The sequence below is a fragment of the Leptospira weilii serovar Ranarum str. ICFT genome (assembly GCF_000332415.1).
Lineage (GTDB): Bacteria > Spirochaetota > Leptospiria > Leptospirales > Leptospiraceae > Leptospira > Leptospira weilii_A.
On sequence record NZ_AOHC02000052.1, the window covers coordinates 203243 to 221377 of the forward strand.

Annotated in this window: 15 protein-coding genes; 6 read left to right on the forward strand and 9 right to left on the reverse strand. The window is 42.8% G+C overall.

Features of this window, described 5'->3' with window-relative positions; all coding sequences use genetic code 11:
• The first annotated feature begins 260 nt into the window (after nt 1–260).
• Both LEP1GSC060_RS17495 and LEP1GSC060_RS20760 read left to right on the forward strand, forming a co-directional pair.
• Nucleotides 261–680: an Rrf2 family transcriptional regulator gene (locus LEP1GSC060_RS17495; RefSeq protein ID WP_003009378.1), complete on the forward strand. Its 420-nt coding sequence runs from the start codon at nt 261–263 to the stop codon at nt 678–680.
• A gap of 522 nt (nt 681–1202) precedes the next feature.
• Complete coding sequence (locus LEP1GSC060_RS20760) at nt 1203–1337, forward strand: hypothetical protein (RefSeq protein ID WP_003009347.1); 135 nt, start codon at nt 1203–1205, stop codon at nt 1335–1337.
• Here the strand turns inward: LEP1GSC060_RS20760 and LEP1GSC060_RS17505 are convergent.
• The 4 genes from LEP1GSC060_RS17505 to LEP1GSC060_RS20765 all read right to left on the reverse strand — a co-directional run bounded on the left by LEP1GSC060_RS17505 (nt 1334) and on the right by LEP1GSC060_RS20765 (nt 5551).
• The gene (locus LEP1GSC060_RS17505) at nt 1334–1714 is read right to left on the reverse strand and encodes an iron chaperone (protein WP_003009644.1); all 381 of its coding nucleotides are present in this window, start codon (nt 1712–1714) and stop codon (nt 1334–1336) included. The two genes, LEP1GSC060_RS20760 and LEP1GSC060_RS17505, sit on opposite strands and share 4 nt — an antisense overlap.
• Nucleotides 1715–1851: 137 nt before the next feature.
• Nucleotides 1852–2997, reverse strand: coding sequence for a DUF445 family protein (locus tag LEP1GSC060_RS17510; RefSeq protein ID WP_003009618.1), 1146 nt, complete (start codon nt 2995–2997; stop codon nt 1852–1854).
• The gene (locus tag LEP1GSC060_RS17515) at nt 2994–5321 is read right to left on the reverse strand and encodes a hypothetical protein (RefSeq protein ID WP_003009562.1); all 2328 of its coding nucleotides are present in this window, start codon (nt 5319–5321) and stop codon (nt 2994–2996) included. The genes LEP1GSC060_RS17510 and LEP1GSC060_RS17515 overlap by 4 nt, the downstream gene beginning before the upstream one ends.
• 95 nt (nt 5322–5416) lie before the next feature.
• On the reverse strand, nt 5417–5551 hold the full coding sequence (locus LEP1GSC060_RS20765; protein ID WP_268914485.1) for a hypothetical protein: 135 nt from the start codon (nt 5549–5551) through the stop codon (nt 5417–5419).
• Nucleotides 5552–6880: 1329 nt separating this feature from the next.
• Between LEP1GSC060_RS20765 and LEP1GSC060_RS17535 the strand changes: the two genes are divergently transcribed.
• Together LEP1GSC060_RS17535 and LEP1GSC060_RS17540 are read left to right on the forward strand one after the other, a co-directional pair.
• Nucleotides 6881–8701, forward strand: coding sequence for an alginate export family protein (locus LEP1GSC060_RS17535; protein WP_003009785.1), 1821 nt, complete (start codon nt 6881–6883; stop codon nt 8699–8701).
• Between the two features lie 27 nt (nt 8702–8728).
• A complete protein-coding gene (locus tag LEP1GSC060_RS17540; protein ID WP_003009895.1) occupies nt 8729–9733 on the forward strand; it encodes a sulfate ABC transporter substrate-binding protein in 1005 nt (334 codons plus the stop codon).
• Between the two features lie 509 nt (nt 9734–10242).
• Here the strand turns inward: LEP1GSC060_RS17540 and LEP1GSC060_RS17545 are convergent.
• Entirely contained in the window at nt 10243–10653 is a 411-nt protein-coding gene (locus tag LEP1GSC060_RS17545) for a 6-carboxytetrahydropterin synthase (protein ID WP_003009692.1), read from the reverse strand.
• Nucleotides 10654–10816: 163 nt separating this feature from the next.
• Between LEP1GSC060_RS17545 and LEP1GSC060_RS17550 the strand changes: the two genes are divergently transcribed.
• Nucleotides 10817–11044, forward strand: coding sequence for a DUF1858 domain-containing protein (locus LEP1GSC060_RS17550; protein WP_010574154.1), 228 nt, complete (start codon nt 10817–10819; stop codon nt 11042–11044).
• A 239-nt stretch (nt 11045–11283) separates the two neighbouring features.
• Here LEP1GSC060_RS17550 and LEP1GSC060_RS17555 read toward each other — a convergent pair whose 3' ends face one another.
• Entirely contained in the window at nt 11284–12219 is a 936-nt protein-coding gene (locus LEP1GSC060_RS17555; RefSeq protein ID WP_003009793.1) for a sensor domain-containing diguanylate cyclase, read from the reverse strand.
• Nucleotides 12220–12494: 275 nt separating this feature from the next.
• Here LEP1GSC060_RS17555 and LEP1GSC060_RS17560 point away from each other — a divergent pair, with 275 nt between their 5' ends.
• Entirely contained in the window at nt 12495–13247 is a 753-nt protein-coding gene (locus LEP1GSC060_RS17560) for a hypothetical protein (RefSeq protein WP_003009462.1), read from the forward strand.
• A gap of 317 nt (nt 13248–13564) precedes the next feature.
• On the opposite strand, the gene LEP1GSC060_RS17565 is transcribed toward LEP1GSC060_RS17560, so the two are convergent.
• The 3 genes from LEP1GSC060_RS17565 to mrdA form a co-directional block, all read right to left on the reverse strand.
• Nucleotides 13565–14374, reverse strand: coding sequence for a hypothetical protein (locus tag LEP1GSC060_RS17565; protein ID WP_003009615.1), 810 nt, complete (start codon nt 14372–14374; stop codon nt 13565–13567).
• A gap of 318 nt (nt 14375–14692) precedes the next feature.
• Nucleotides 14693–16198, reverse strand: a complete 1506-nt coding sequence (rodA, locus tag LEP1GSC060_RS17570) for a rod shape-determining protein RodA (protein WP_003009674.1) — start codon at nt 16196–16198, stop codon at nt 14693–14695.
• A complete protein-coding gene (gene mrdA / locus LEP1GSC060_RS17575; RefSeq protein WP_003009945.1) occupies nt 16185–18134 on the reverse strand; it encodes a penicillin-binding protein 2 in 1950 nt (649 codons plus the stop codon). Before mrdA ends, rodA begins: the two co-directional genes overlap by 14 nt.
• Nucleotide 18135 lies beyond the last annotated feature (1 nt).

Below are 18135 nucleotides of genomic sequence, written 5' to 3' on the forward strand. Positions count from 1 at the left end.
AAAAAAGTATCCGACAAAAAGAAGTGTTTGCGAAAACCGATATTACGAGGCAGACGTAGTCGGATACTACTTTACGGATATTTAAAGTCTTTTATACTTAAAACGTAAAATCTTTACGACTAAAAAGATTCCGAGACAAAATTCGTATAAGATCAGTCGTACAAAAATTTACGATTCGGACGAAACGTTCCATCCAAGTCAGGCTTTAACTTGACAGAGATTCCCATATTTTATATTCTGTAACTAGAAGGCTTACAGATATGACGAGTCGATTTACGGTCGCGATCCATATTCTTTCCCTGCTATCTCTCGGAGAAGGTAAAACCAAAACTTCCGAGGAACTTGCGGAAAGCGTAAATACGAATCCGGTTGTGATCCGTAAAATCCTATCTCTCCTTAAAAATCGTGGAATCGTGCGGAATCAAATGGGTCCGAACGGTGGTTATGTTCTCGCAAAGGCGCCTTCCACGATCAACTTAAAAGAAATCTACGAAGCCATTGACGAAAAAATCTTCCAAATGCATTCCAAATCTCCGAATAAGAAATGTATCTGCGGTCATGCAATCCAGCCGATTCTTTCGAAGGTTTATGAAAAAGCGCAGAGGGTTTTGGAAGAAGAACTCGGTTCCACAAACCTGGATTTGATCACTCGAGAAATCCGAAGTTTTTCCAAAAAATAAAAACGGAACCGTCTCGTAAGTCGGTTTAACGTATTTGATTTTAAACCGAAGTAGAATAAGAACGGGAGACCGGTTTTATCGATCCCTATAAAATCGGGTGGCGTTTATTTTTATCGCAAAATACCGTTTTAATGTAAAAGATTAAGAACTCGTCCCAAAACCTACGAAAATTGCGGAAATGAATGCGATGACGAAAAAACTCGAGACGTTTTGGGACAAACTCTAAGTATTTTATTATATAGTTATGAGTAAGATAAATTCTTATTTCTCGACTTATATCTTCTTTTAAATCGATTCCAATATCGAATCTGCCATTCTCGAATCTCTTTCTCTACAAAAATGGAATCCGTAAATGTGTTCTCCCATTTTCCGTTACAAGCCGCCGCAATCAAATGTCCAATTTTAAAATCTTTCTTCCCTTTTTTGAACCGACTCTTCCGAAAAAGATCGACGTTTATTACAATCCCCGTTCCTCTAAATATCATTTTTATCAAGGCAAAACTTAAAACCACGGGCAAACGGATGAACAAAACGAATCTTCGTCAAGGTCGGATTCCTCTTTTCAAAGTATTCAAACATTCTTATACTTCTTGGAGTTTATCCCAAAATAAAACCGCTGCCGTATTGAAAGAAGCCGTAAGATTGTGGAAGTTTTAGGACGATCTTTTATTCTTTTTTTCCTTATTTTCTTTTACCCGGTACTTAACGATTTTTGCAATCAATGTAAGGGGTAAAGGTTGATCGATCGGAAACTGCACGGCGCCTTTCGAGGTTTTGTATTTCGCTAATTCGGATTGAAACGCTCGGATCCCGCTCGAAGTCGGATAAAATCCGATATGTTTTTTATACGCGGCAAAATACACTAAGTTGCCGTAAAACGCAAACGCCGGCATTTGATAACTGATCTTTTCCTCCGCATTAGGCGCCGATTCTCTGATCACGGAACGTAATTCTTCCAAAATTTTCCGCGTATCTTCCGGAAAACGATTTATATAGTCGTCTATATTCTTAAAATCTAATTTTTTCGATTCCATAACCGTCCCGCTCGAACCTTTTGAAATCGAATCTTTAGAAAACTCCGGAATTCGATTTCAAAGTATTTTTAACCGAAACGGTTTTTCAAAACAAGAAAAATATATTCAATGATTACTTCGACATCCGTCCGGGTGAATTATAAAAAAAATTTTACAAACCCGGTCGCAAATCCTAAAAAGAATCCCAGAATACTTCCGTTGATCCGAATCGTTTCCAAAACGTTCCGTGTTTTCCATTCCAAATTCTTTCTAAGATCCTTAGGATCCAGACTTTGAAGTCTGATCGTGATTTGTCTTCCGATATAACCGGAGACGCTCTCGTCTATTCGTTTTTCTATAAACTCCAAAACGGAACGAAGAGGAGCGTATTCTTGCAAGGTATCGATCTCGCCGATTTCCTTAAGATGCGATTGAACCAGAGTTCCCAAAAGCCGACTCGCCTGGCTTTTTAAAAATCCCATCAAGGATCGCACCGCCTTTTCCCTTTGGTCCAAATGCAACTCGTTCCAAGACGAGATATACGTTTCCGTGGAAGCGGCCATAAGATTGACCAGTTTCTCGATGGTCTTTTCGTCTTTAGATTCGATCTCCAAACCTTGTTTGACGTGATTTCCGTATTCTTTTAATTTTTTCGGGAAGTCGACGACTAAATTTAAAACGACCTGAGCCACTAAATTCATTTTTCCTAATATTTCTTGAAGCAGGGATTTGAATTCTTCCGTATCGGCTACTTTGATCATAGACTCACCGATCAAAAGTTTGATCGTATCCATAATCTCTTTTTGTCGGTTTAATTCTTTTAATAATGCGACGTCGGTTCCGGAAAACTGATAATGAACGACGTATTGAACGATATCCTCTTCCACTTTGGAAAAAAGTCGATTCAGTACTTCGTTCGTTTTTTCTTCGTTTCCGAAAGTTTCCACTAAAACCTCGTGAACCTCGTCCCGAGTCGAAGGATCCTCCAAAACCTTTCTGATTCTGGAACGAATGACCTCGTGATGTAAAAGATCGTTTGAGACCCAGTTTCCGATCTCGGAAGAAAGTTTGGATCCGTCTTCTTCGATCGCTTTGTAGGTTTTCCATACGGCGAACCAATCGCAGAGCCCCCCGATCAAACCTCCTTCCAGAGCGGAAAGAACGATTTTTACGACCGGGGATTCCGGATTTCCGACGAACAAAATAAAAAGTATCGCGATCGAAAATCCGACCAGAAGCAAATTGGAAAGAAGTTGTCTTTTTCCGAAAGGAGTTTTTCGGGAACCGGGTATGAAGAACGTCAATTGGATATTTTCCTGCGAGTTAAAAACGCGGCTCCAAAAAACGAAAGCGGAAGCAGAAATTGAACGAGAGTAATCAAATACGTGCGAATATCATAAAATACGAATTGATTCTTCCTTTCCTTGGAACAGAAATAAAACTGGCCTTCCGAAGTCCGATATACGTTCTCTCCGGACGTAAGTTTCCAAAGAGGAAAAAAACAGGAACGAAGAATTATCGGAAAACAAAGGTCCGGTTTTTTTTCTTCCGAAAGTTCCCATCGGATTTCGGAGTCGTCCCAAGAAAGCGGATCGATCTCGGCAAACACAGGAGGCGACTTTTCCTTTTTTATCGTATGTTTTCTTTCGGTTTCCTTTATCGTTTCTTCTTCGGATTTTTTTTGAAAGTAAGAATGAAGTTGTGAAACCTCGTAGGCTCCCGAAAAGTCAGCCTCATTCGATCCGAATTCTTCCTTAAAAACAGGAACCAAGGAAACGTTCCGTTGAAACTTTAAATCCGGAATCGACTCCGATAAATTTTCCGATACAAATCCGGATTTTTTTTGAAAAGAACTTTCATCGATCAAAAGAGCGATCGGTTTTCGAGTAAGTAATTCCATAAAAGGTCGGGTGGAATTTAATTTCCAAAAAGTCCATTCTCCCTTTTTATCAATCTGCGAAAACGATTTCGGCGACGCGGCCGCGATTCGGTTGAGCGCATCCGACTTAAGTAAAACGTACGCAACTCCCCTTTCGGAAAGAAGATTCGAAAATAATTCGGAAAGTTTTTCTTTTTCCCCGACAACATCGTTTTTTTTCTCACCCCGCAAAGAAGACGCCGGTCCTTGTACCGGAAACAACCCAAGAATCTCTTCCGCGGAAGCAGGAAACGAACTTTCGAAACGATTCCTCAACGTGATGTTTCGTCTAACGGCTTGACGGATCAATACGGAGGCCCAACGGGAATCCGAGGAACCGCCGATCTCTTCCGACGCGATCAAGGCGCCGTATGAAGTTTTTTCAAATACCCGAATCCATGTTTCCTTTTGTTTCCATAGGGAAGAAGGTTTTTCGGAAAGACTTTCGATCCCTGTGGACGATCCCGGAACCGTAACGATAAACCTATATAACCCTAAGACGAATAAAATCAAACCGGTCCAGAGTTTCCATTTTCCACGCGGAAGATTTTTCAAAAAGAATCTCGCGGTTACAAGCGCCGAGAAGGTCAAAAAAACGAGGGAAACATTGAGAGCCGTATACCATTGAACGCGCAACCACGGAAGTATCAAAGACAAGGAGGAATCCGTCGCCATCCAATAAAAAAACAAGGTTCCGAAAATCAAAAATCTGGAAATCGGCGGCAATAATTTTCTGATAAAAAGCAAACGAATTCCGATCACAAAAAGAATCGGAAACAATAGATGAATCCAGTATTGATCGATTAGGATTTGTTTGATTACGTCCAAAAACTTTTCCGGTCTTGAAACCGAGTTTGAAAATTCTTCCCCTAAAAGAGATAGAAGTCCGTTGATCGGAAAAGAAACCGGCGGGTTTTGTTGAAACGGAACATATACAAAATGATTCCATAATATAGGTAAAGCACACAAAACCGGAAGTAAAAAAACGGACAAAATCTCCAGGATCGCAAACTCGTCTTTGTAAAAAAGAAAGTAGATCGAGAGAGCGATCACGTAAAACAAGGAAATCTCGTAGTGTGTGTAAAACACGAGAGTTCCCGTGATCAGATTCTTAAAAAAAGAGGAGACCTTTCCCGTATAACGAAACTTCTCCAAATAATAAATCGCAAGAAGTGCAAACGCAAGTCCCACGGAGGAAGAAATCGAATTTTGAAAAATGCCCACGATTCCGGCGCCTACCACGCGGTCTCCCGGATATAAAAAATAAAACATAAGTCCGGTCATCGTAAGTAAGGCATTACCCGGACTGAGACCGGTTTCCGTGAGAAACAAAAATCCTAATTTCAAAAACGCGTACGAAAATAAAAACAACGCGAGTAAAATTCCCAAATTGAAGGAAACACCGAAGGGAAGAAAAAATAAAATAAACGTATGAAAAAAAGAAACGAGGAAAAAGAAAAAGGGAGCTTGAAAGTAAAACGTGGAACTTCCGCCCTGCAAAGAACGATCGTATCCCGAAGAAAGAAAATTCTTAAATAGAATTTGATAGTCCTGAGCGATGAGATACTGATTTTGCAACGATACGGAATCGGGAACTCGATCCGAAAATAAAAACCGAAATTGTATGGATAAAAATAAAAAGACCAAAAAAAATACGAGTGGTTTTCTCGCAGCGTGAGGAATTTTCCATTTCCCCTGGATAATTTGCATGGGATGATTCTTACGAGACCCGATTTCCTGACAAGCAAAACGGATATTCGAAATTCCCTTTCAATTTCGTTCCAAAAGAACGAACTGCTGTGAGATCATTCTTCCTTCGCGTTTTCCTGTACGTATTTTTTAAAATCGGCTTCGGACATCGTATCCGCATAAAGAGGATAAAAAGCGTCGATCAATTCTTCCAAGGTGGGGAATTTTGCCCCGTCCATTTTATAGGCCATATCGAACTCCTTTGGGACTTTTAGAATCATCCGTATTTTTACAATCGAATCGGATTCACTCTCTTTAACTGTCTTTTTATAAAACTTTTCCATAAGAATCCGTCCCGAAACCGAAACAGATTCTTGCAGTTCTATTTTTTTTGATATTAAGTTTTTGGACGCGCCGTAAATCGAAAAATCGTCTTGAATGTAAAATCGATCTTTCCACTCCGAACAAAGCCGTATCTTCCCTTTTTTATTCGGGTAAGTTGAAACGATTCGACGAGCCGAATCGTTTTTTATTTACAACACCTCCAAAACTTGACGAGCGGTTTTGCCGTTTTTTTAAACCCATTCAAAAATTTCCGCGCCAAGTCAAAAAGAATCGATTGGGAAATACTTCCGGATCGAACATTCCGATATTCGATCGAAAGACGACTTTTGTTCGTTTTCGATCCGCAAAAACGTCCGTCGCAAATTATATTAAGATTTTATTATGTTTCACATTCGAATTCGGGTCACTCATAACTAGAACATAGAGGTATCGAATCGGTCGTATTGAAACAGTTCTTTGTGATAAAAATGAACGGTACTCGATTTTATAGAGATCGGTAGGACCGAAACAATACAATCCCGGGTGATCGCGAAAATTTTCTTTAGAAAAGTTTTCACCCGAAACGGAAACGCTAAAATTCTATCCTTTTGCGGAATGGATTTCATCTATGAATTCAAAATCGAACGGTTTTCAAAAAAATAAACTTTCATCAGTCATCAAAGCGGCGATTTGAAAGTCCGAACCGATATGACATACAAAAGCTCATTCCTGAAAAAACCGATCTTTTACCGCAAACAAAACAAAAATCTTCTCAACGTTCCCGATGATTGATTTTTTCAATCCGAATCGATGCGACCTTGTTTTCTTTGTTCCGATTTTCCGAGTCTCCTAATTTAACGTGAGTTCGGCCTAAGAAATGCGAAAGCGATTATATGTTGCGACCGAGGAGCAACACTTTAGTTCAACCGAACAACTCAGCGTCTCGCTTCTACGGTCGCTCGGGAAACTCAGCAAACGGCACCTGAGTTTCTGATTCGCCCAAGATTTCAACCGTCGAACTCACGTTAATTTATAAGAAAGACTTCTTTTTCTGGGTTTAAAACCTCGAAACCTAAGAAAGACACTTTTTCTACCTATCAAATAAAACGGAATTTTCCTTTTTTTGGAAGATTTTAATCCGTAAATGCGGATTATTTTTCCAAATAAAAGAATTTTATCCAATATAATGGATTTTTTGATTGCCTATGGGATATAAAAACCATTCTCTGGTAAAAATTTCTAAACGGAGGATTTAGATGAAACACACTCGTATTCAATTCGCGGCAGGAATTCTTTTCCTCTGTGTGATTCCTTTGAGTTTATTCTCTCAAAGCGCTAAAAAAGAAAAGCCTGATCCCGTTCTCAATTTGGACCCGCCTTCCAACGTTCAATACGAAGAACAGCCGAACGACGAAAAAGGGATTCCGGAAATCCAACAGGAACTCGCCAAAGAAGAACTTTATAAAAGTCCGTATAAAGGAAAACTTCCCGGAGAATTTATGAAGTCCATGCTTCTTTCTCCGGAACACCAAGACGCTGTGAGAAAAACGGATCGTCTTTGGTTTGGAGATATCTTTCGCACGGGTTTCCAAGTTCGTCCCCGTTTTGATTATAGCCACAACGCCGATTTTGATAAACGAACTCAGGACGATAAAAACTTTGCGACTCAAAACTCTCAGGTTTTCTTTGTGATAGATCCGAACCCCTACGTCGCCGCAAAGGTTACGATCCAAGACGTTCGTGTTTTCGGAGGCGAACAATCCCGTAAGGACGGACAACTCGGTTATCTCGGTCTTTCCAACTCGGCCGGCGCCGAACTGAGCGCCGCGCCTACTTCTACAAATTCCGTAAGTATTAAAAACAATACGGATCTAAGGGAAGGTTTTATCCAATTGAAAAACTTTGCGGACGGTTTCGAAATTTTTCTCGGAAGACAGATCTTCGGTTTCGGTGATAACCGATACGTAGGCGGAAGAAACGACGGTCAAACGGGTAACTCTTTCGACGGCGCCCGAGTCAAATACAACTCAAAGTATTTCAACTCGGAAGCGTTCACTTCCGTCATCGCGGAAGACTCAAACGCGGGAAGCGGAAACAACACGGCCAACGGCGTCAAACGAGGTACGGTCAACGATACGTATCTTTCGGGTTTATACAACACGGTGAAGTTCGAAGACTTCCTCGTGGATCTTTATTACTTCAACATTGACAAAAAATGGGAACAAGGTCCGAACCCCACTACGAGTATGGACAGAACCAGACAAAGAGACGACTTGAACACGGTCGGATTTCGTTTAAGCAATCGAACGGATAACAACCGTTTGCCGAAAACGAAAGCCTGGGACTGGACCCTGGAAGCCTCTTGGCAGTACGGTTTTAACGGTCAAAGGGTCAACGCCGGTTGGGACACTTTCAAACAAACCGTGGACGGAAATCCGAAGTCCCAAAGGATCCATACTCAAAACGTGGAATACGACTCCAAGTTTTTCATCGCTCAGACGGGTTATACTTTCTTCGATCGATTTCGAATCGGAATTCAGTATTCGATCGGTTCGGGAGATCCCAATCGAACCGACAACAAGGTTGCAACCTACGACGCTTCTTTTGCGACAAGATCCGGGGGGTTCCCTTACTTCGATTCGGGAAACGGAATCGTAAACGCCACTTTCTGGTCGAACACAAGAACCAAATCCGTTCACCTGATGTATAACTCCGCCAACTACGGTAGATTTATCTTCGTCGCTTACGACATTCAAAAAGCTTCCGTAAACGACGCGTGGTATTCTTCCGGCGGAACCGCGAACACGGGGCTTACAACGGAAAACACGACCGGGGCCGCTTTCGGCGGCTACAAGCTGGGTGAAAGAGGAGGCAAACGTCTTTTTTACGAGTTCGACGTGATCTACCAATATTATCTCAAAGACTATGTTTCGATCTGGACAGGCGGGTCTTATTTGCTCGCGGGTGATTCGGTCAGAAACGCAAGAGTCAATCCTTGGGCCCCGAACGTAAACGACAGATACACGTTGGACCACAAATCCTACAGTTTCTTTTTGTTCGTTCAGTTTGCAATGTAATTCAAAATTTAAAAGTTAGGAACCGACATGAAAACAAAATTTTTTAAAACGACTGCGATCGTATTTTTTATGACGATCGCAAACCTCGGGCTTTTCGCAAAAGACGCGACTCTTCTCAACGTATCGTACGATCCGACAAGAGAATTGTATGCGGAGTATAACAAACTTTTTGCAAGTTATTGGAAATCCAAAACGGGAGACGACGTGAGAGTCAATCAATCCCACGGTGGAAGCGGCAAACAGGCAAGATCCGTAATCGACGGACTCGAAGCCGATATCGTTACACTGGCGCTCGCCTACGATATAGACATCATCGCTTCCAAGGGACTGATTTCCAGGGATTGGTTGAAAAGTCTTCCGAACAACAGCACTCCTTACACTTCTACAATCGTGTTCGTGGTAAGAAAGGGAAATCCGAAAAACATCAAAGACTGGGACGACCTCGTTAGATCCAAGGTGACTGTAATCACTCCGAATCCGAAAACGAGCGGAGGAGCGCGCTGGAATTATCTCGCGGCCTGGGCTTTCGCTCAAAAAAAATTCAATAACGATACGAACAAGGTTCAGGACTTTATAAAAACATTATATAAGAACGTTCCCGTACTCGACTCCGGAGCCAGAGGTTCGAGTAACACATTCGCTCAAAACGGGATCGGAGACGTGCTGATCGCCTGGGAAAACGAATCCTTTCTCATCCTGGAAGAATTCGGTAAAGATAAATACGAAGTTGTAATTCCATCCCTGAGTATCCTCGCGGAACCGCCGGTCGCGATCGTGGAAAAAAACGCCGTGAAACACGGCACGTTGGAAACGGCAAAAGCCTATCTTAAGTCCCTCTATTCCGAGGCGGCGCAAGAGATCATCGCAAAACACGGTTATCGCCCTAGAAACCAAACCGTTCTAAAAAAACACGAAGCTAAATTTCCAAAACTGGATTTGATCACGGTGGATGAACATTTCGGCGGATGGCATAAGGCTCAAAAAGATCATTTTGCGGACGGTGCTTCCTTCGACCAACTCTACGTGAAATAAAACCGAACGATATACTCGGGACAAATCCGAGAATCTTACGCAGGTAGGATTTGCCCCGAGTAAGTTCGGATTTTGTTCCGTCAACTCATTCAATGATTATAATATTCTGAAATTTGGTTATACTTCCTTACGGAAACGATGATTTTCCAAACTCCGTTGGGAGCCAATCGCAAAACTCAACCTTGCTCGTTCGGGTCGTTCATCTTAGCTTCGCTAAGAACCGTCGCTTCGTTATGGCTACTTCACTCCTTAAGGGGTCGTTCGGTAAAGCTCCGGGGTTTTGACAGTCTCGCTTCTAGGGGCGCTCGAGAAAACTCAATCTCATTCGCTATAGGAGTGAGATTTTTCAACTGCGTTGAAAGCCAAATACTTTTCGCTCCGCGGTATTTGGCGGTCTCGCTTCTAGGGGCGCTCGAGAAAACTCAATCTCATTCGCTATAGGAGTGAGATTTTTCAACTGCGTTGAAAGCCAAATACTTTTCGCTCCGCGGTATTTGGCGGTCTCGCTTCTAGGGGCGCTCGACCGGTTCGAAAAAAGCGAGGTTTTCCGGGCCTTCGTGAATTACAATCCTATCCACTTTTCCTCCGGCCGAATGTACACTCTCTTTGAGATAGTGATAAAACCAACGAGCAATGTTTTCGGAAGTCGGATTGATCTTTTTAAATTCTTCCAGATCGTTGATCAGAATGTGATCCAATTTTCCTACGAGCTCCTTAAGTTTTTGTTTGGAAGTAAGAAAATCAAAACTGATTCCGTCCTGACCGATATTCTTTTTTCCGGAAAGATACAGTTCGACTTTCCAAGAATGTCCGTGAATGGGTTCGTCCGAACCGTCCGGAAAATATTTGTAGAGGAAATGAGAGGATTCGAAACGTTCCTCGATTCGAATATAAAATCTTCCTGATTCTTCAAAAAACATAGCTCTTGACTTTCTTTCCCATGTCTATATATTGGAAACGTTCGCAAATTCGAGACGGTTTCGTATTCGACGAGAATAGGTTTGTTTCCTCGCCGTTTGCAAAAACGAACTCTCATGTAATGTTTCTTTCCAATACGATTATTTCAATGATAGGAGATTTTCAATGACAGAAGTGGTCAAGCCAAGATTTTATAAGGAAATGACGGTAGGTGAGGCGATGGCCGTTCACCCCGAAGCGGGGCTTGTTTTTTCGAGTTATCATTTAGGCGGTTGCTCCCATTGTTCCATCAACGAGCTCGAAACGATCGAACAGGTTTGTATGGGTTACGGCGTGGAAGTGGACGTTCTGATCGAAAGTCTGAACAACCTTCTCGAAGATTCGGAAGACTAAAAAAAATTCCCGGGGGAAATTTCCCTGGGGTTTTTAGTTAATTTTTTTCGTAAATTTTCAGCCGAGAATTTTTACGGGATTGACTCGCCGATTTTCAACGGATTTAAGGAATGATATCGATCGTAAGCTTTCTTTCCGAGTTTCTACATTCACTTTTTCTACATTAAAAAATCCGAATCCTATTCGGTGATTTTAACCTTTTCTTTTACCGGTTCTTACCTCTACTAAATTATAAAATTCTAATTCGTAGTGTCGAACGCGTGTGTGACTTGATTTCTTCCGTTTAATTTCGAATGATAAAGCGCCTGATCCGCTTCTTTGATCAAACGGATCGAAAAATTCTGACTTCCGATCGGAGTATTTTGATCAAAACGAATCGTAGTCGTTCCCACACTGATCGTAATTTGTCTTTTTTCCCAAGGATAATCTCTCACAGTTAAAACCAACGTTTCGGCCATTTCTACGGCTTCTTTTTTAGGAGTATCCGGCAATATTACGATAAATTCTTCGCCGCCGTACCTCGCAGTTACATCGTTTTTACGAAAGGTTTGCCTCAAAATAGAGGCCAAATCGACTAACACCTGATCGCCGGCGGGATGTCCGTATTGGTCGTTGTAAGCCTTAAAATGATCCACGTCGATCATCAGTAAGGACAAAAAATTTTCCTGACGATGTGCATGACCAATCCAATGATTCAACTCTTTGTTAAAAGACCTTCTGTTTTTTAATTTTGTCAGAGGATCCGTGGAAGCCTGTTCGAATAACCGATCGTTCGCTTCCTTAAGCTCCAAAGCAAGGTGACCGATTTTTCGGTTCGATTCCACAAGTTCGGTAATGTCTCTTCCGGTCGAATAAATCAAACCGGTCTCTACATCCGGGAATGCAGTCCAAGAAAAATGTTTATAACTTCCATCGGCACACAAAATCCTATGTTGGACCGATAAATTCGGAGTTCCAATATTCAATTCTTCGAATTCTTTTAGAAACAATCCCATATCGTCCGGATGTACCAAATGAAAAGGATTGAGTCCCACCACTTTTTCCTTTTTCCATCCGAGAAGCCGTTCAAATGCGGAATTTACCGATACTACGATTCCGTCCTCCATCCTTTGAATCGCAAACAAATCCAAAGAGTAGTTATAAAATTTTTCAAGATTGTATTCTTTTCCACTCATACGTATTTTCCTTTCCAAGTCCGATGACGATTTCAATTTCGAACCAATCTTTCCCAACCGATACGGTTTTCTTTTTCATAAAAATAATAATCCCGGACAGAAGTCGTTTTAATTTTTACGAGCTCATTCAAATTCGTATATAGGCGTTAAATCCTCCGGAAAATTTCACGAAACACAAACGGCGTAATTCTATTTCGTCGAAAACGAGTTTTCCAAATTATAACTTTTCTAGAAAAAACGTTTCCGAACGGCTCTCATTTTAATTTGATAGATTCATGCAGAATCCGATTTTAAAATACGATCCCTTTCATTTAACCTTCTTACTCCTAATTTTCGTCTCGTTTTTCTCGGTGGAATCCGTTCAGATAGAAGTGTTTATTCCTTTGTGCGACGGATCGCAGCTCGCCTGTGGAAAAGGAAAAGCGGGAGATCCTCGTTCTTTGGATGGAAATCTCTATTGGGGAGCGGCGTTCGGAGCGGAATCCTTTTTTAAAAAAGCCCCGGGTTTTCAAGTTGTGAATCGTAAAGAAGGTGATCCCGGCTCTCCGATTTTAAGACATCTTTGGTTGGAACGGATCCCGAAAAAAGGAGAACGAAAAGTTTCTATTATACTCCACGCATACGCGGGAGACAAAATCGACGACGCGTTAGTCGATTTTTTAAACGCCACAACGGGAAAATCCGATGCGGATCTTTTGGTTTGGGCGGGTCACGACCGGCTGATGGATCGCCTTCCACCCGAAATTCAATCCATGAAAATTCCTTCGTCAAAATCCGTAGCGGTTTTGGCGTGTGAAAGCGAGAAATATTTCGGCCCTGTGATCCGGTCGATCGGCGCGACCCCGGTCGCATTCACCCGAACCTTTATGGCTCCGGAAGCCTATCTCCTAGTAGCGTTAGCCGACACATCAGCCCGATCCGGCATCCGAGATAAAAAAGCGATTCGATCGGCTTTGATCGACGCTTACGCAAAGTATCAGCGGATTTCCACACGAGCTTCCGGAACCGTTTTTTCAAAGTTGGACTAGAGCCGAATTTTAATTTCTTTCGGGCTTCCACAAGTCAGGCTTCAAGAAGAATTTTAAAATGAGTAGTTTGTCGGAATTACGACAACGGAATTTCGAGCAAATTTCACTTGCAGTTTGTAATTTTTATTTTTTGGGCGGAATTTCAAGTTCCGGACAAAAGATATCATATCGATCGAACGATCCGGGATAACCGCTGCGAAACAACACCTCTTGCAAAACGAAAACAAAGATTTTTATTAAGAGTTTGTCCGCCAACCGTCCGATTTTATCGGAATGGCCGTCAATCTCTGCGATTGTTTTAAGTTTTGGGACAGGCTCTAAGAGTTTAAAGCGGGAATGTAATAATACCGAACTCCCGCTTTTCGAAAATAATTCCGAATTCGATTGTCTTCGTTTCGAACCTCGGAATTTTCCAAGGGTTTTAGACCTTTTCGGAAAGTGCCTTCGTTGATCTGCAATATTTCGCCTAACGTATCAAATCGATAGAATTCAAGACCGGATTGCCTTTTAAGAACCAACAAATTCATGGTAAGAAAATTTTCGTTTCTGTATTCCTCTTCGGAAAGACCGTAGATAAAGGAACTCGGAAAGATTCTGTGAACTTCCCCTTTGTATTCGACCGTATTTTTTCTCCGATCCAAATCCTTAAGAACGACGTAGGAAGAACGATCGGTAATGAAATAAATCGTACCACAGCGAAACGTTATATACTGTTTTCCTTTTTGATTGGTTGCGGAAGGCAATACAAGCCCGGACGAAATCATATCTCCGGGGATATAATTATTTTGTGCGATCTTTTCGAGGCGATTGCGAAGGGACTCGTCCAAAAACTCCACCGAGTCCGTTCGTTTCATCTTTCCGAGTTGGTGAAAGATTTTATCGAACTCGTTTTTTTCGTATCCCTTATTTTTTACGAACGTATCGAGCTGTTTTTTGAGGCTTTTGAGCCGAATTTGAAAATAGGGCGAATCGTTTTTACCCGCGAGATGGAACATATCTTCCCAAAGCGTTTCCAATTCGCGGATCTCGTCCTTTTGGTCGAAGGTTTTCTTTTCCACCTCTTCCAAAATGGACTCGAATTTATGTTTTAAGTCGAAAAAAAATCGGGAATCTTTTACGGAGTCCATACGAGTGTTTTGATTATCGGACCGTTTCGTATTTTTTTCGAGAGCAGGATTACAACGATACGAATTCTTTTTCCAGTTCTTGATGATGAAATTTTTTGATTGGCGGTAGAAGATTCGCCGCCGGCGTTTCAAAATGAAGCTCTAACGCCGCTTTTTAAATCTGATAATGCCTCTCTTCGGTTTGTCTGAAATCTTCCGCGCCAGCGATTGGAGCGACGCGGAACGCGGCTCCCCGACTTGTCGGGAGCCGAAGCGTAGCGAAGTCGCGGAAAAGCGCGGTTCTTTCCATTGCAAATGGAAAGAAGGCGCCCGATTTTTTTAGTTCGCGTGTTTTCTACTTTTAATCGAAAGAATGATTCCGACCGCGGTCATGGACATGACCAAATGCGATCCTCCGTAACTCATAAACGAGAGCGGAATTCCGGTTACGGGCATGAGCCCTATCACGATCCCGATGTTGATCGCCATATGATAAAAAAGTAATGCTACGATTCCGGATGCCAGTAACGATCCGAACCGGTCCTTACTTTCATAGCTGATCTGAAGGCCGCGTAACGGAATCGAAAATAAAAAGAACAATAAGAACACGGATCCTAAAAATCCGGTTTGTTCCGCCCAGGACGCAAAGATAAAGTCGGTGCTCGATTCCGGAACGTGAGGAATTCTTCCTTCCGTCATCTCGGCGTTCATCAATCCTTTTCCGAAAAATCTCCCCGACCCGACCGCGGGTTTGGACGCCCTGAGTTGATATCCGGCCCCTTGTTTGAATTCTTCCGGATTTAAAAACGCCGTCAATCGAATGACCTGGTTTTCACGGAACGGTACGGTTTTCATCACTACGACGGCGGAGATCAAACTGATTCCCAAGATCCCGAGAGGTATATAATATTGTCTTAATGTTTTACTTCCTCTCGCGATCCGAATTCCCACCATCACGAGACTCGCGATCAGAAAAAAAGCTCCGAAAGTTAATAACAACTTTTGATTGGAAAGAATCTTAAATAAAAATCCTCCCTCCACTTCCACGACCTGATCCACAACTTCCTGCAACGCGTTTAACGTCTTGGGAGTTAGATTGGCGGCCTTTAGATCCTTTCCGTCGAGTGCGAGCCAGATTTTTCCACCGAGTCGATTGACAACGGTCAATAAATCCGTCTTTCCGGTTCTTTGTAAGAAGTCGGCGATGTCGTTTATCAAAGTCAGCCTGGAATACTCGACGAACATGGGAACCATGAGCGTAATTCCGCCGAACGCCAATAAGGATCCGATGTGAAGGATGTCCGCTCCTCCGAGAAAAAGCATCGTAAATAATATCGGAAGAAAAGAAACCGCCGTTCCAAAGTCCGGCTGCAATAGGATAAAGATCATCGGAATAATTACGATCACGAACGGAATCGAAAGGACCGCGATATTTCTCATATCTTTTTCCTTTAAGACCATGAACTGTCCCAATAAAATCACCGTGGACAACTTTGCAAACTCGGAAGTTTGGATACTGACCGGTCCTATTTTGATCCAGGAACGGGCTCCTCTTTCCAAAGGAAGATATCCGATCCCCGGAATCAATGTGATCATGAGTAAGAAAACAGTAAACACATAGAATACAAGAGCATAGGCGCCTAACAACTGATAGTTGATTCTCGACACGAAATACAGGATCACAAGCCCGATGACGAAGTAAAAAAGTTGACGATACCATTTTCCGGGTCCGTCCTCGAAATTGACTTCTTGGCTGTAAAGGGTTAACACGCTGCAAAGTACAACAATGACGACCGAAATCACTAAAAAGTAATCGATCTTTTCTATGGACTTATCTGGTTTCAAGAGATCCCTCCTGTCCCGTCGACGGTAAAGAAGGCGGTGTTATATCTTGCGATTTTTTGAATGTTCCCGGCGGAAAGGCGGCGTGAAACATATCCCTTGCAACCGGAGCCGCTCCGGCCGCTCCGCCGACTCCGTATTCCACGAAAACTACGACTAACACCTGTTCGCTGGCGGGTGCGCTCGCGGGAGCGTATCCTACAAACCACGCGTGGTTGGAACCGGAAGCCCCTCTTCTTCTCGTTTGAGCCGTTCCCGTTTTTCCGGCGATATCGGGTAAATACGGTTTGTTCAAGACGTAGGCTGCGGTACCGCTTTTGACTACGAGTTTCAATCCTTCTTTGATCGCGTCCACGGAAGACTGATTGATCGGAATGTCCCTGAGTATTTGAGGAGCGGTTCTGTTGATGATGGAGTTGTCCACGGGATCTCGGATCTCGCTCACCAAATACGGTTGATAGATCTGCCCTCGATTGAGAATCCCCATATAAAAGAGCGCCATTCCCATCGGAGTGGACGAGATAAATCCCTGTCCGATCGATAAGTTGATCGTATCTCCGTCGAACCATTTGGTTCCGTACGTTCTTTTTTTCCAAGCGGAAGAAGGAATAAAACCGGTAATCTCTCCCGGAAGATCCACTTTGGATTGGCTTTCCAATCCGAAAAGTCTGGAATAATTTAAAATCGCATCCGAGCCGAGTTTGTATCCTAAATTGTAAAAATATACGGAACAGGATTTCTGCAACGCGTGTGCAAGGTCGTTGGTTCCATGACCGCCCTTTTCCCAACAATTAAAAACCTGATCGGGAACTCCCGCAAACGTGGACTTGAGCACAAAACTTCCGTTGCAGGAAAACGTGGTTTCCGGCGTGTATCCGATCTTGTGTTGACTTTCGAGAGCCGCAAGGGCGACTAACGTTTTATACGTCGAGGCGGGAGGAAACTTGGATTGAATCGCAAGATTTAAAAATCCACCGTTGTCTTTGACTCGGTTGAAATGTGCGGTTCGATCCGCCTTATTTTTTCCGGAGAGTATGTTCGGATCGTAACTGGGATTGGAAGCCATCGCCAGAATTTCTCCCGTGGAAACCTTGATCGCGATCGCGGTTCCCCTGGTTCCTTTCAACGCCTTGTGCGCGGCGATCTGAATATCCTTATCGATCGTTAAAACGAGATTGTTTCCGGGAGAGGAATGTTCCACGACCCGTTCCTCTTCTATATTTCCTTCGGAACTTCTTTTTTGAATTCTAAATCCGTCCACACCCCTCAATTCGGAATCGTATTCCAACTCAAGTCCGCTTTTTCCGAGAAACTGATACGACTTGATCTCGCCGGAAACAAGATCGCCCCGAGTCGGCTTTCCGATATAACCGGTCACGTGCGCGAGCGCCGGACCCATTTTGTAGATTCTTCTGGGAGATGGAAGTAGAATGATGTATTTGGATATATTATCAAATACTGATATTCTTTCCTGTTGTGCGGTGGTGATTCCTTCCAAAAGAACGATCGGTTTTTTTGCCTTCAAGTTTCTGGAAAAACGGGGTTCGATCAGCTCGTCTTGGTAATAGGAAATCGGAATCGAAAGGGTTCTTGCAAATTCTTGAATGAACGCCTTTGTCGCACCGGGATCGTATTTAAACAAAGAAGTGTTTAAAACCGCGTCCAAGGAAGAATAGTTCGAAACCAAAGCCATCGAAGTTTCCGGAGTGAGAAAGTTTCGATCGAACATTTGACCTCTCGCGGCGGGGAGGATCTCGCTTTTTCTTACGAACTTTTCGGCTTTGAGAGCGTTATCCGTTCCGTTGAAAATCTGTAGATTGAATAACTGAAAGATAAACGCGGCGAGCGTAAACACTACAAGCCCGGAAAAGGTATACAAACGAAAACGAAAACTTTTTTCAAGTCGGTATTCCGACGCAGACTGCGCTCCGCCGAACAAC

Coding starts and splice junctions, on each gene's coding strand:
- LEP1GSC060_RS20765 (WP_268914485.1), bottom strand. CDS start 5,551: ATGGCCTATAAAATGGACGGGGCAAAATTCCCCACCTTGGAAGAATTG.
- LEP1GSC060_RS17540 (WP_003009895.1), top strand. CDS start 8,729: ATGAAAACAAAATTTTTTAAAACGACTGCGATCGTATTTTTTATGACG.
- LEP1GSC060_RS17505 (WP_003009644.1), bottom strand. CDS start 1,714: ATGGAATCGAAAAAATTAGATTTTAAGAATATAGACGACTATATAAAT.
- LEP1GSC060_RS17550 (WP_010574154.1), top strand. CDS start 10,817: ATGACAGAAGTGGTCAAGCCAAGATTTTATAAGGAAATGACGGTAGGT.
- LEP1GSC060_RS20760 (WP_003009347.1), top strand. CDS start 1,203: ATGAACAAAACGAATCTTCGTCAAGGTCGGATTCCTCTTTTCAAAGTA.
- LEP1GSC060_RS17565 (WP_003009615.1), bottom strand. CDS start 14,374: ATGGACTCCGTAAAAGATTCCCGATTTTTTTTCGACTTAAAACATAAA.
- LEP1GSC060_RS17515 (WP_003009562.1), bottom strand. CDS start 5,321: ATGCAAATTATCCAGGGGAAATGGAAAATTCCTCACGCTGCGAGAAAA.
- LEP1GSC060_RS17495 (WP_003009378.1), top strand. CDS start 261: ATGACGAGTCGATTTACGGTCGCGATCCATATTCTTTCCCTGCTATCT.
- LEP1GSC060_RS17545 (WP_003009692.1), bottom strand. CDS start 10,653: ATGTTTTTTGAAGAATCAGGAAGATTTTATATTCGAATCGAGGAACGT.
- LEP1GSC060_RS17555 (WP_003009793.1), bottom strand. CDS start 12,219: ATGAGTGGAAAAGAATACAATCTTGAAAAATTTTATAACTACTCTTTG.
- LEP1GSC060_RS17535 (WP_003009785.1), top strand. CDS start 6,881: ATGAAACACACTCGTATTCAATTCGCGGCAGGAATTCTTTTCCTCTGT.
- LEP1GSC060_RS17560 (WP_003009462.1), top strand. CDS start 12,495: ATGCAGAATCCGATTTTAAAATACGATCCCTTTCATTTAACCTTCTTA.